The 12,975-nt window shown below is 73.0% G+C and carries 13 protein-coding genes; 4 read left to right on the forward strand and 9 right to left on the reverse strand.

The window, feature by feature from the left end; genetic code table 11:
- Positions 1 to 28: 28 nt before the first annotated feature.
- From ACILQ5_RS19530 to ACILQ5_RS19570, 9 genes are all read right to left on the reverse strand, one after another.
- Positions 29 to 217, reverse strand: coding sequence for a Flp family type IVb pilin (locus ACILQ5_RS19530; RefSeq protein WP_395659694.1), 189 nt, complete (start codon positions 215 to 217; stop codon positions 29 to 31).
- A 241-nt stretch (positions 218 to 458) separates the two neighbouring features.
- Positions 459 to 1,112, reverse strand: a complete 654-nt coding sequence (locus tag ACILQ5_RS19535; RefSeq protein WP_395659695.1) for a response regulator — start codon at positions 1,110 to 1,112, stop codon at positions 459 to 461.
- Positions 1,109 to 2,713, reverse strand: a complete 1,605-nt coding sequence (locus tag ACILQ5_RS19540) for a sensor histidine kinase (RefSeq protein WP_395659696.1) — start codon at positions 2,711 to 2,713, stop codon at positions 1,109 to 1,111. Before ACILQ5_RS19540 ends, ACILQ5_RS19535 begins: the two co-directional genes overlap by 4 nt.
- Positions 2,713 to 3,627 carry a type II secretion system F family protein gene (locus ACILQ5_RS19545; protein ID WP_395659697.1) on the reverse strand — a complete coding sequence of 305 codons (915 nt, stop codon included), beginning with the start codon at positions 3,625 to 3,627 and terminating at the stop codon, positions 2,713 to 2,715. The genes ACILQ5_RS19540 and ACILQ5_RS19545 overlap by 1 nt, the downstream gene beginning before the upstream one ends.
- Position 3,628: 1 nt before the next feature.
- Positions 3,629 to 4,612: a type II secretion system F family protein gene (locus tag ACILQ5_RS19550; protein WP_395659698.1), complete on the reverse strand. Its 984-nt coding sequence runs from the start codon at positions 4,610 to 4,612 to the stop codon at positions 3,629 to 3,631.
- A complete protein-coding gene (locus ACILQ5_RS19555; RefSeq protein ID WP_395659699.1) occupies positions 4,609 to 5,970 on the reverse strand; it encodes a CpaF family protein in 1,362 nt (453 codons plus the stop codon). The genes ACILQ5_RS19550 and ACILQ5_RS19555 overlap by 4 nt, the downstream gene beginning before the upstream one ends.
- Positions 5,971 to 5,974: 4 nt before the next feature.
- Entirely contained in the window at positions 5,975 to 7,153 is a 1,179-nt protein-coding gene (locus ACILQ5_RS19560) for a CpaE family protein (RefSeq protein ID WP_395659700.1), read from the reverse strand.
- A gap of 12 nt (positions 7,154 to 7,165) precedes the next feature.
- Positions 7,166 to 7,903 carry a Flp pilus assembly protein CpaB gene (gene cpaB / locus ACILQ5_RS19565; RefSeq protein ID WP_395659701.1) on the reverse strand — a complete coding sequence of 246 codons (738 nt, stop codon included), beginning with the start codon at positions 7,901 to 7,903 and terminating at the stop codon, positions 7,166 to 7,168.
- A 208-nt stretch (positions 7,904 to 8,111) separates the two neighbouring features.
- Positions 8,112 to 9,905 carry an AMP-dependent synthetase/ligase gene (locus ACILQ5_RS19570; protein ID WP_395659702.1) on the reverse strand — a complete coding sequence of 598 codons (1,794 nt, stop codon included), beginning with the start codon at positions 9,903 to 9,905 and terminating at the stop codon, positions 8,112 to 8,114.
- An 82-nt stretch (positions 9,906 to 9,987) separates the two neighbouring features.
- On the opposite strand from ACILQ5_RS19570, the gene ACILQ5_RS19575 reads away from it, so the two are divergent.
- The 4 genes from ACILQ5_RS19575 to ACILQ5_RS19590 are packed head-to-tail and all read left to right on the forward strand — an operon-like array spanning position 9,988 to position 12,959.
- Positions 9,988 to 10,425 carry an SRPBCC family protein gene (locus tag ACILQ5_RS19575; RefSeq protein ID WP_395659703.1) on the forward strand — a complete coding sequence of 146 codons (438 nt, stop codon included), beginning with the start codon at positions 9,988 to 9,990 and terminating at the stop codon, positions 10,423 to 10,425.
- Positions 10,426 to 10,435: 10 nt separating this feature from the next.
- Positions 10,436 to 11,635: an ArsA family ATPase gene (locus tag ACILQ5_RS19580; RefSeq protein WP_395659704.1), complete on the forward strand. Its 1,200-nt coding sequence runs from the start codon at positions 10,436 to 10,438 to the stop codon at positions 11,633 to 11,635.
- Positions 11,632 to 12,021: a hypothetical protein gene (locus ACILQ5_RS19585; protein WP_395659705.1), complete on the forward strand. Its 390-nt coding sequence runs from the start codon at positions 11,632 to 11,634 to the stop codon at positions 12,019 to 12,021. The genes ACILQ5_RS19580 and ACILQ5_RS19585 overlap by 4 nt, the downstream gene beginning before the upstream one ends.
- Positions 12,018 to 12,959 (forward strand): ROK family glucokinase, encoded by a 942-nt coding sequence (locus ACILQ5_RS19590; protein WP_395659706.1) that lies wholly within the window; start codon positions 12,018 to 12,020, stop codon positions 12,957 to 12,959. Before ACILQ5_RS19585 ends, ACILQ5_RS19590 begins: the two co-directional genes overlap by 4 nt.
- The last annotated feature ends 16 nt before the right edge of the window (positions 12,960 to 12,975 follow it).

Consider the following 12,975-nt stretch of genomic DNA (forward strand, 5'->3'; position numbering starts at 1 on the left):
CGACGTCGGGGGTCCTGCTGGTCGGCGACTACGGGTTCGCGATCCCGTCGTTGGTGGTGTTGAACGCGCCGAGCACCGTGTTGCCGAGGATGAACACGGCGGCCACGACGACGGCCGCGATGCCGGCCACGAGCAGGCCGTACTCGACCGCGGACGCGCCACGCTCGTCCATCCGTGCCTTGTGCGACTGGACCAGGATCATCAGGTACTGAAGCATTGGGGTCTCCCTCCCACGTTTGTCTCCCACAGTGAGGGTCCCGAGCGGGACCCTCACCCCATGTCGTCATCCTGCGCCCGCGGAGGGACTAGGCGGATCGGGAGATCGCACTAGGTCTTCTAGTCATTTATGACTATGTCGGGTGCCGGTTCGGGTATCCCGTGAGCGTGCCCGGACACAGGACCGCCCCGGACGGGTCGTCCGGGGCGGTCCTGGGGGACTGGGGTGGGCCAGCGGTGGCTCAGCGGGCGCCGGCGGGGTCGGGTGGCCGCACGGAGGAGAGCAGCCCGATGCGCATCGCGGTCACCAGGGCCTGGGCCCGGTTGGAGGCACCCAGCTTCTGGTAGATGTGCCCGATGTGCGACTTGGCCGTCGACTCGCTCATGAACAGCCGCTCCGCGATCGCGGCGGTCCCGAGCCCGTCGGCGAGCAGCAGCAGGACGTCGTGCTCCCGGTCGGAGAGGCGGGTCGCGCTGCCCCCGGCACGCCGGACCACCGCCTGCGCGAGTCCGCTGCACACGAACGACCGGGGCGACACGGCGGCGTGCCGGGCCGTGCGGACGACCTCCTGGGCGGGCGCGTCCTTGCCCACGAAGCCGGAGGCGCCGGCCTCCATGGCCGCGAAGATCTGGTCGTCGCCGGAGTGCATCGTGAGGACCACCAGCCCGGTGGAGGCGCTGGTCCGACGCACCGCGCGCACGATGTCGAGCCCGGTGCCGTCGGGCAGCTGGAGGTCGGCGATCACGACGTCCGGCAGCAGGTCGGTGAAGGAGGCCAGCGCCTCGGCGACGGTGGCGGCGGTGGCGACGATCTCGAGGTCGGGCTCGAGGTCGATGACGGCGGCCAGGCCGCTGCGGATCAGCTCGTGGTCGTCGACGAGCAGCACGGTGGTCATCGCGAGAGGGTCTCCTCCAGAAGGGGTGCCGGTGCGTCGTCCGGCGGGGTCGTGGGGGCCGGGTCGACCAGCCGGACCGTCACGGTGGTGCCGTGGGGCCGACGCTGCTCGACGTCGAGGGTGGCGCCGATGAGGGTGGCGCGCTCGCGCATGATCGCCAGGCCGTGGGAGTCCGGCCGGGCGGGTCGCAGCCCGCAGCCGTCGTCGCGCACGGTGATGTCCGCCGACGGCGGCCGGACCCGGCAGTGCACCTCGATGGACTGCGCACCCGAGTGCCGGGCCGCGTTGGTCATCGCCTGCTGGGCGATCCGGAACAGCTCCGCCTCCACCTCCGGGCGGAGCCGGGTCTCCCGCTCGTCGAGGGTGACGTGGATCGGGATGCCCGAGGACTCCGTCAGGTGGCGGGCGACGGTGCCGAGCGCGGCGCCGAGGCTGGCCGCCTCGCCGACACCGGTGCGCAGGGTCATCACCGAGCGGCGCACCTCGCTGACGACGCTCGTGATCCGGGACCGCAGGCCCTCGATCCGCACCGCCTGCTCCGGCGAGGTGGGGACCGCGGCGAGGGCGTCGACCAGGTAGCCGAGCGAGGCGATGTCCTGGGCCAGGCCGTCGTGCATCTCGCGCGCGAGGCGACGGCGCTCGAACGACGTCGCCCGGTCGCGCAGGCCGGCGAAGAGCAGCGCGGTGTCCAGGTGCACGGCGGTCGTGACCAGCTCACGGTCGAGGTCGCGGACCCGGCGGCGGAGGTCGAGCCGGTCGGCGTCCATCCGCTCGGACAGCCGTCCGGCGACGACCGCGACGATCGTCCCTCCGGCGGTCAGCGGCAGGGCGAACGCGGTGCCCTCGACGACCGCCCGCTCGGCGACCCGGCACCGCAGGGCGAGCACGTCGGCGTCGCGCAGCTGGGTGGTCGGGTCCGCTGCCGTCGCGACCAGCGGGGTCAGGTCCCGGCCGTTGGGCACGTACAGCGCGAGTGCGGTGGTCGGCAGCTCGTCGCGGACGCGGTCGAGGATGGTGGTGCCCAGCGCGGAGGGGTCCAGGCTGGAGCTGAGCCCGTCCGAGACCTCGATCAGCTCGCGGATCAGCTCCCGCGCGTCGTGGTAGGGCGCCAGCGGGTCCAGGTCGCTGCGCCACAGCAGGGGGTGGAGGAACGTCGCGATCAGCCCGAACCCGAGCGCGGCGACCGCGGTGCTGGCCAGCGCCTGGCACTGGGCACGGTCGAGCCCTCCGTTCGCGAGCGACGCGACGAGGACGGCGATGGAGAAGCCCGAGGCGAGGGCGGTGACCGCCCCGGGCAGGCCGCGCCGCAGACCTGCGGTGAAGGGCCCGACCGCTAGCGCTCCCACGACCGCGGTGGTGCGGTCGAGCGCCAGGCCGCAGGCGATGCCGACGCCCAGCGGCTCGGCGAACGTGGTCAGCCAGACGGGCATCCGGCGGTCGAGCTCGATGAGCTCGCCGATCACCCAGATGGCGCCGATCGCCACGAGGGCGGCGACGGCCACGACGTCCTCGCTCAACCCTGCCGACGCCAGGAGCGCGACCAGAGCGAAGATGCGTGCCGCTGCGGAGAGCCGCAGCCGCTGCCAGGACCGGCGCGGCATCAGAACGCGTCCATGATGCTGAGGACGGCCGGTCCGAGGACGACCAGGAACAGGCACGGCAGGATGCAGAAGATCAGGGGCACCGTCATCTTCACCGGCACCTGCTGGGCCCGCTCCTCGGCCCGCTGCCGGCGCTTGACCCGGATCTCCGAGGACTGGACCCGCAGCACCTGCGCGACCGGGATCCCCAGGGAGTCCGCCTGCACCATCGCTCCGACGAACGCCCGCAGCTCGGGCACCGTCGACCGCGCGGCGAGCCCGCGGAGGGCGCCGGCCCGCCCCTGTCCGAGCTGCATCTCGCGCAGCATCCGGGCCAGCTCGTCGGCGAGCGGGCCGGTCGTGTTCTGCGCGACCTGCTGGACGGCGGCGTCGAAGCCGAGTCCCGCCTCGACGCTGATGGTCAGCAGGTCGATGGCGTCCGGGAGGGCGCGGCTGACCTGCTCCGCACGGTCGTAGGCGCGCTGGTAGAGCAGCAGTCCCGGGGCGTAGAACCCGGCCACCGTGCCCCCGACGGCGAGGACGAGCAGCACCGGGAACGCGACCCCGAGGACCAGCCCGGCCAGCGCCCCCGCGCCGAGGCCGGTCAGCGCGCCGAGGACGGTCCAGGTCAGCACCCGGTCGACGGTCCAGCCCGGGGGGTTGCCCGCGAGGTCGAGCCGGCGGCGGATCCGCTCGGGCGCGTCCCGTCCGGCCAGCCGGCGACCCAGCGTGCGGGACCGGTCGAGGAGGGGGTCGAGGGTGCGCTCGCGGAAGGGCGGGTCCGCCTCGGCGACCAGCGCCGCCGGTGCGGTCGAGGTCGCCTCGATGAGCGCGAGGGACCGGGCGACGCCGCGCTGGTCCGGCTCCTCCCGCAGGGCGAGGGCGAGCAGCACGACCGAGACCGTGACCAGGAGGGTGCCGAGGACCAGGACCACGTCAGACCTCCACCTTCACCAGGCGGCTCATCCAGAACGAGCCCACCGCCAGCAGCACGACACCGCCGGCGAGGAGGATCCAGCCGCGGGGGTCGGTGAACATCGGCGCGATGTAGCTGCGGTTGGCGACCAGCAGGTAGAGGAGGAACGCGACCGGCAGGCAGCCGAGCACCCAGGCCGACAGCCGGCCCTCGGCGGAGAGCGCCGCCACCTGCCGGCGGACGTACTCGCGCTCGCGCATGGTGGCGGAGACGGTGTCGAGGAGCTCGGCCAGGTTGCCGCCGACCTCGCGCTGGACCCGGATCGCCATCACGGTCCAGCGCAGGTCGTCGCTGTCGAAGCGCGCGGCGATCCCGTCCAGGGCGTCCTCGAGCGGCACGCCGAGCCGGGTCTCGACCAGGGCCCGGCGGAACTCGCCGGCCATCGGCTCGACGCCCTCGCGGGTGACGGTCTCGACGGCCTGCGCGAGCGAGAGCCCCGCCGCCAGCGCGCCGGACATCAGCTGCAGCGTGTCCGGGACCGCTGCCGAGAACGCCTTGCGCCGTCGGGCGACCCGCAGGCCGAGGTAGAGCCGCGGCCCGAGGGCGCCGGCCACGAGGAAGAGCACGAAGACGACCACGTTGCCCATGCCCAGCAGCAGGCCGACCAGCCCGGCGACGGTGAAGATCCCGACGTGGACGAGGAGCCACTCGGCGGGCTTGAGGCTGCTGCCAGCGCCGTCGAGCCGGTGCCGGATCCGCTGCTCGAGCCCCCGGTTGCTCCCGAGGACCTGCGCGGCCGCACCGGTCGCCAGCGCGCCGGCGCCGGGCCGGTGACCGGTCCGGCCGGGGCTGCCGGCGTCGGGGCCGGCCAGCGGGCCGACGTACGACGCCACCCGCTCCTCCGGGGACAGCACCCGTGGCCCGGACGCCGGCACGAGCAGCACCAGCACCGCGAGGAGGCCCAGGCCGACCGCCGTGGCGCCGACCAGGAGCAGCGCGTTCACCGGCCCGCTCCGGCCACGAACACGGCCGGGTCGACCTCGACGCCGGCGTACGCGAGCTTCTCCAGCAGCTTGGGGCGCAGGCCCGTCGGCGTCAGGCTCCCGCGGGTGCGGTCGAAGACGAAGATGTCCTGGAGGGTGACGACCTCGCCCTCCATCCGCTCGACCTCGGTCACGTGCGTGATCCGGCGGGAGCCGTCCTTGAAGCGGGTCTGGTGGACGATCAGGTCCACCGCCGACGCCAGCTGCTCGCGGATCGCGCGGACCGGGAGGTCCATCCCGGCCATCAGCACCATCGTCTCGATCCGGGAGAGCGTGTCGCGCGGGCCGTTGGAGTGGACCGTGCAGATCGACCCGTCGTGGCCGGTGTTCATCGCCTGCAGCATGTCCAGGGCCGAGGCGTCGCGGACCTCGCCGACGACGATCCGGTCCGGCCGCATGCGCAGCGCGTTGCGCACCAGGTCGCGGATGTCGACGGCGCCGCGGCCCTCGATGTTCGGTGGCCGGGACTCCAGCCGCACGACGTGCTCCTGCCGCAGCTGGAGCTCGGCGGCGTCCTCGATGGTGACGATCCGCTCGTCCTCCGGGATGAACGACGACAGCACGTTCAGCGTGGTCGTCTTCCCGGCGCCGGTGCTGCCGGACACGATGACGTTGAGGCGGGCGCGCACGCAGGCCTCGAGGAAGTCGCGGGCCTGCGGGGTGAGCGTCCCGTTGTCGACCAGGTCCTCCGCGCCGAGCGGGTCGGCGGAGAACTTGCGGATGGTCAGCGCGGACCCGTCGACGGCGAGCGGCGGGACGACGGCGTTGACGCGGCTGCCGTCGGGCAGCCGGGCGTCGACCATCGGGCTCGACTCGTCGACGCGGCGCCCGACCCGGGAGACGATCTTGTCGATGGTGCGCCGCAGGTGCGCCTCGTCGACGAACCGGGCCGCGGTGGTCTCGAGCCGGCCGTCGCGCTCCAGCCAGATCCCGTGGGCGCCGTTGACCATCACCTCCGAGACGGTGGGGTCGCGCAGGAACGGCTCGATCGGGCCGTAGCCGAGGATGTCGTCGGTGATCTCCTGGGTCACCCGCGCCTTGTCGCCGTGGCTCAGGGGCGGGTCCTGGGCGCCGAGGACGTCGGCGAGGACGCTGCGGACCCGCTGGTCGAGCTCGTCGGGGTCCATCTCGGCGTCGTAGAGCTGCGGGCCGAGCTGCTCGAGCAGCTCCGCGTGGATCGTGCCCTTGATCTCCTCGACCCGGTCCTGCTTGCGCAGGAGCGAGGTACGACGACCCAGCGGCTCGCCCTCGGGCGGCCGCGGCGGCTCCTCGACGCCGGTGACGGTGCGGGCGGCGGCGAGGCGGTCGGCGAGCGTCATGCCATCACCTCCTGATCCGGAACCGGCGTCCGGCGACGGGCGCCGCCTGCTCCTCGGACCCCGCGCCGGCCGGGACCGCCGGCTGCCCGGCGAGCTGGGCGGCGAGGTCGCGGATCGCGGCGCTGGAGGGGTGGTCGGGCTTGCCGCAGACGATCGGGGTGCCCGCGTTCGTGGCCGCAGCGATGTCGACCGACGTGGCGACCTGGGTCGCCACCGCGAGCCCGAGGATCGCCTCGACCTTCTCGGGCCCGATGCCCACGGCCTCGTCGGCGCGGTTGAGCAGCAGGTGCCGGTGCCCGCGGGCGATGCCGAGCACGTCGAGCGTCTCCAGCGCGACCCGCACGTTCTTCAGCGTCGGCACGTCGAGGGTGGCGACGACCACGCACTCGTCGGTCTCGTCGAGCGCGGCGAGCGTCGGCTCGTCGAAGGCGGGCGCCGTGTCGACGACCACCCAGTCGAAGGTCTCGCGCAGCGTCGCCAGCACCCGCGCCACCAGCCCCGGGGTGATGCGCTCCCGCACGTCCGGCTGGCTCGGCGCCGCGAGCACCATCACCGACTCCTGGTGCCGGGTCAGCAGCGGCCCCACCATCGACGCGTCCAGGGTGTCCTCGGCCCCGACGGCGTGCTCGATGGTGTGCGAGGGGAAGAGCTGGAGCGTGATCGCGACGTCGCCGAACGCGAGGTCGAGGTCGACGAGGCAGACCCGGCGCGCCCCGCGGTCCGCCAGGGACAGCGCGAGGTTGACGGCCATCGTCGTCTTGCCGACGCCGCCCTTGGGCGAGAAGACCGTGACGACCTTGCCCCGGTGCGCGACGCCGACGGGCCCGCGCAGCGCGACGTGGAGCTGGTGCGCCCGGTTCGCAGCGGCAGCGACGGCGTCCAGGTCGTCGTCGGGGACGACGTCCCGGGCGCCGGCCTTCATCGCCCGGGCCAGCAGGCCGGCGTCGATGCTGTCCCGGGCGAGGACGACGCTGATCGTCGGCCGCCCGGTCCGCAGCGTCTCGCAGGTCGCGAGCGCCAGGTCGAGGTCGAGGTGCGGCCCGAGCAGGACCAGGTACTCGTCGGTGTGCTCGCCCAGCCACGCCGTCAGGCGGTCGGGGGAGTCGATGCCGTGGGCTCCGTCGGGCATGGCCTCCAGGAGGTTGCCGACGGCGGCGGGGTCGGGGTCGACGACGACGGGCATGGCGTCACCTGCTCACTTGAAGAGGTTGGCCGCGGTCACCGCGGTGCCACCGGGCTTGATCTTGCTGCCCCCGTTGAGGAGCGCGAAGGCCAGCTCCCCGTTGGTCGAGGCGTAGAGGACCTTCTGCGCCTCCTTCTGGTCGACCGCGACCGTGAGGAGGGTGCGCGGCAGCTCCTCGGTCGTGGGCTGGCCGCCGTCGTCGGTCGTGGTCGTCGCGACGGGCGCGGTCGAGCCCACCCCCAGCACGGTGACCCGGGGGAGCAGCAGCCGCGTGAACGGCTGGCCGGTCCCGGAGTCCGTGCCGTTGAGGAAGACCGACACCTGCGAGCCCGGCTCGAGGAAGCCCGAGACCCGGGCCGCGTCGGTGAGGTTGACCGACACCGCCATCTTGCCGGCCGGGATCGGCAGCGTCGCCGCCGCGTCGGCCGAGGACCCGAGCTTGTCGGTGATCAGCTGCTCGCCCGGGTAGATCGTGACCAGCGCGACCTGGTCCTCGATCCCGGAGTACGACGTCTGCGCGTCGTCGAGCACGTCGGCCCGGGCCACGGTCTCGGTGCCGATCTTGCCCGCCGCCTTCGCCGTCGCCACCGACTCCCCGGCGGCGATCGGCTGCGTCGCGACGAGCACGTCGACCCCGTCGTACTTCTCCTGCGCGCGCTGGTCCGCGCCGCGGGCGTAGACGAGCACGAGCGCCACGCCCAGCACCGCGACCACGGCTGCGCCGACCACCAGCAACCGGCGTCGATCCATCTCCGCTGCCCTCCCACCTGCGTCGGAAAGGCCAGCCCCTCACCCCCGAGAGCCTGGCCTGACGCGCACTGTAGGAGCGTTCCGAGAGCCGGTGGAAGTCGGGAACAGACCACTGCAGGAGCGATGTTTCAACCGCCCGAAAGGGTGGGTAGAAGGTGCCGAATCAGCAGCATCCACAGGGATTCCGGCCCGGTGGACCTCAGGCGCCCTACGACAGGTAGAGCGCCGCGACGTCGTCCTTGAACTCACGCATCACGACGTTGCGCTTGAGCTTGAGGCTCGGCGTGAGCTGGCCGCCCTCCTCGGTCCACTCGTCCTCGAGGACGACGAACTTCCGGATCGACTCGGCCTTGGACACGGCGCGGTTCGCGTCGTCGATCGCCTCCTGGATCGTCGCGCGGAGGTCGGGGTCGTCGACCAGCTCGGCGATCGACCCGGTCTTGCCGTGCTGCTCGGCCCACATCGGGAAGGAGTCGCGGTCGATGGTGACGAGCGCCCCGACGAACGGCTGCCCGTCGCCGACGACGATGCACTGGTCGACGAGGAAGTGCAGCCGCACCCGGTCCTCGAGCACCGCCGGCGCGACGTTCTTGCCGCCGGCGGTCACGATGATCTCCTTCTTGCGCCCGGTGATCCGGACGAAGCCCTCGTCGTCGACCTCCCCGAGGTCGCCGGTGTGGAACCAGCCGTCGCGCTCGATCGCCTCGGTGGTCGCCTGCTCGTTGTGCCAGTAGCCCGCGAACACCTGGCCGCCCTGGAAGAGGAGCTCACCGTCGTCGGCCACCCGGACCGCGGTCCCGGGCAGCGGACGCCCGACGGTGCCGACCTTGATGGCGTCCGGGAGGTTGGCGGTCAGCGCGGCGGTCGTCTCGGTGAGGCCGTAGCCCTCGAGCACGGTGAGCCCGATGCCGCGGTAGAAGTGGCCGAGCTTGTCCCCGAGGGGAGCGCCGCCCGACACGGCGTAGCGGCAGTGACCGCCCAGCGCGTCGAGCAGCTTGTTGTAGACCAGCCGCTTGAACAGCGCGTGCTTGGCGCGGACGGCGAGCGACGGGCGGCCGCGGTCGAGGCCGCGGGAGTACTCGATCGCGGTCTGGGCGGCCTGGTCGAAGATCCGACCGCGGCCGTCGGCCGTCGCGCGCTGCGAGGCGGTGTTGAACACCTTCTCGAACACCCGGGGGACCGCGAGGATGAACATCGGCCGGAACTCCTGGAGGTCCGGCAGCAGGTTCTTGATGTCCGAGCTGTGGCCCAGCCGGGTGCGGGACTTGATGCAGCCGACCTGGATGATCCGGGCGAACACGTGCGCCAGCGGCAGGAACAGCAGCGTCGACGCGTCCTCGGTGAAGAGCTCCTCGAGCTCGTCGACGGCCACGCCGAGCTCGAACATGAAGTTGCCGTGCGTGAGCATGCAGCCCTTCGGCCGCCCGGTCGTGCCGGAGGTGTAGATCAGCGTCGCGAGGTCGAGCGGCGTGGCCGACGTACGGCGCTTCTCCAGCTCCTCGTCGGAGATGTCGTCCCCGAGGCTGGTGAGCGTGCCGATGGCGTTGCCGGCGATCGACCACACGTGGTTGAGCTGGTCGAGCTCCGCGCGCACCTCGGCCAGCCGGGCCAGGTGGTCGGGGCCCTCCGCGACGACCGCACGGGCGCCGGAGTCGCTGAGGATCCAGGCGATCTGCTCGGCCGAGGAGGTCTCGTAGACCGGCACCGTGACCGCGCCGGCGAACCAGATCGCGTAGTCGAGGAGGGTCCACTCGTACCGGGTCTTGGAGATCAGGGCGACCCGGTCGCCGACGCCGATCCCGGCCGCGATGAGGCCCTTCGCCACCGCGCTCACCTCGGCCAGGAACTCCGCGGAGGTGACGTCCTCCCACCCGCCGCCGGCCGCCGAGGGGCGGCTGAACTGGATGCTCTCGCCGGCGTCGCGGGCGTTGGCCACGACGTCGTCGGTGAGGTTCCCGGTGGACGGGATCTCGGTCGTCAACGGGGTGGAGAACTCGCGCACCGGCTGAGGTTACCGCGCGGTGGCCGGGCCCGGACCATCCGGTACGCTCGCTGCCCGAGTCGTCCAGCAGCAAGGGGACCCGATGGCCGAGCAGACCGAATCGTCGATCGTCATCGATGCCGCACCCGCGGACATCATGGCCGTCATCGGCGACTTCCCGGCATACCCCGAGTGGGCCAAGGGCGTCACCGTCGCCGACGTCGTGGCCGAGTTCGAGGACGGCTGGGCGGAGCAGGTCTTCTTCTCCCTCGACGTGAGCCCGATCCGCGACGAGTACACGCTCGCCTACGAGTGGGACGGCTACGACGGCGTCACCTGGACCCTGGTCGAGGGCAAGATGCTCAAGGCGCTCGACGGCGCCTACCTGATGCGCGACCTCGGCAACGGCTCGACCGAGGTGACCTACCGGCTGGCGCTCGACGTCACCATCCCGCTCATCGGGATGCTCAAGCGCAAGGGCGAGAAGATCCTCATCGACACCGCCCTCAAGGGCCTGAAGAAGCGGGTCGAGTCGCTCTGAGGACCTGCCTGTGAGGATCCTCCTGTTCACCGGCAAGGGAGGGGTCGGCAAGTCCACCGTCGCGGCCGGGACCGCTGCCCTCGCGGCCGGCGAGGGCCACCGGACGCTGGTGCTCTCCACCGACGCGGCGCACTCGCTCGCCGACGCCTACGGGTGCGCGCCGGGCGCGATCGGCGCCGAGCCGACCGAGGTCGCCGACCTGTTGTTCGTCCAGCAGGTCGACGCGCAGCTGCGCTTCGAGCAGTCCTGGGCCGACATCCAGCGCTACCTGCTCTCGGTCCTCGACGTCGCCGGGGTCGACCCGGTCGCCGCCGAGGAGCTGACCGTCATCCCCGGGGCCGAGGAGGTGCTGGCGCTGCTCGAGCTGCGCCTGCACGCGATCTCCGGTGCCTGGGACGTGATCGTCGTCGACTGCGCCCCGACCGCGGAGACGCTGCGGCTGCTCGCGCTCCCGGAGGCGCTGGGCTGGTACATGCACCGGGTGTTCCCGGTGGAGCGCCGCGTGGTGAAGGCCCTGCGCCCGGTGCTCAGCAAGGCCGCCGGCATCCCGATGCCCGGCGACACGGTCTTCGACGCGGTCGAGCGGCTGCACGCCGAGCTCGACGAGGTCCGCGAGCTGCTCAGCGGCCCGGACTCCAGCGTCCGGCTCGTGCTGACGCCGGAGAACGTCGTGCTCGCCGAGGCACGGCGCTCCTACACGACCCTCTCGCTCTTCGGCTACCGCGTCGACGGCGTGATCGCGAACCGGGTGTTCCCGGCCGACGGTGCCGACGACTGGCGGGCGGGCTGGGTGGTCGCGCAGGACGAGGTGCTCGTCCGGGTGGAGGAGTCCTTCGCCGGGCTGCCGATCTGGCGCTCGGAGTACCGTCCCCGCGAGCCCGTCGGGATCGACGACGTGGCCGCGCTGGCGCGCGAGGTGTACGCCGGCACCGACCCGCTCGCGACGACCCGGTCGGCCGGACCGTTCCGCATCCGGCGTACCGACTCCGGTGCGGTGCTGCACCTGGCGCTGCCGCTGGTCTCGCGCGCCGAGGTCGACCTGGCACGCAACGGCGATGACCTGGTCGTGACCGTGGGATCGTATCGTCGACTGCTCACGCTGCCGTCCGGGCTGGCGCGCCACCGCATCGCCGGCGCCCGGGTGGAGCAGGGTGAGCTGCAGGTGCGGTTCGTCGAGGAACCCGTGGACGAGGCTGGGAGGGTGACGTGAGCGGGGACCGGGAGGATCCGGACGTCGGGTCGGTCGCGGAGGAGGCGGTCAAGCTCCTCGGCGCGCTGACGGACTGGGCGAAGGACACCGCGCAGGACGTCGACCAGCACCTGGCGACCGGTGCCACCGAGTGCACCTACTGCCCGATCTGCCGCACCGTGCACACCGTGCGGCAGCTCAGCCCCGAGGTGCGCGCCCAGCTGACGACCGCGGCGACCGCGCTGCTGCAGGCGGCCTCCGGGCTGCTGGCCACCGCCGCGCAGGAGCAGCCGCCGCGTCCCGGGGTGCAGCGCATCGACCTCGACGACGCGGGCGGCGCGCAGGACGACGACTGGGCGGCCGATGGCTGGCCGGAGGAGACTGATCCCGAGGAGGGTGACGAATGAGCCTGGCCTGTGGGATCGACGTCGGTGGCACCAAGATCGCAGGGGGCGTGGTCGACGAGGACGGCCGCGTCCTGGAGGAGCAGCGGGTCGTCTCGCCGGCCACGGACGCGGAAGCGATCGAGGAGGCCATCGCCGGCCTGGTCGCCGACCTGCGGTCGCGGCACGACATCGCCACGGTCGGCGTCGGGGCGGCCGGCTACGTCGACCGGGCGCGGGCGGTGGTGCTGTTCGCGCCGAACGTCGCCTGGCGCAACGAGGACCTCAAGAGCGAGCTCGAGAAGCGGGTCGAGCTGCCGGTCGTCATCGAGAACGACGCGAACGCCGCCGCCTGGGGCGAGTTCCGGTACGGCGCCGCGCACGACGCCCAGGACCTGCTGCTCGTGACCGTCGGGACCGGCGTCGGCGGCGGCCTGGTCCTCGACGGCGAGGTCTACCGCGGCGCCAACGGCGTCGGTGCCGAGATCGGCCACATGCGCGTCGTCCCCAACGGGATCCTGTGCGGCTGCGGCAAGCACGGCTGCTTCGAGCAGTACGCCTCCGGGTCCGCGCTCGTGCGCGAGGCGCGGTCGCTGGCCCTCAGCGGCGCACAGATCGCCCAGGGGATGCTCCAGCGGGCCGGCGGCGACCTGAACCGGATCACGGGGCCGCTGATCACCGAGGCGGCCCAGGACGGCGACGCCGGCGCGGTCCAGCAGCTGGCCGAGCTCGGCCGCTGGCTGGGGGAGGGGATCGCCTCGCTGACCGAGATCCTCGACCCCGAGGTGGTCGTGATCGGCGGGGGCGTGAGCGAGGCCGACGAGCTGCTGCTCGAGCCGACCCGGGCGGCCTTCGCGGGCCAGCTCGTCGGTCGCGGGTTCCGCCCGATCCCAGAGGTCCGCCGGGCTCGGCTCGGCAACCACGCCGGGCTGATCGGTGCCGCCGACCTGTCGCGCCGGTAGTCCGGGCGGGTCGTTC

Source organism: Nocardioides sp. (assembly GCF_044226305.1).
Lineage (GTDB): Bacteria > Actinomycetota > Actinomycetes > Propionibacteriales > Nocardioidaceae > Nocardioides.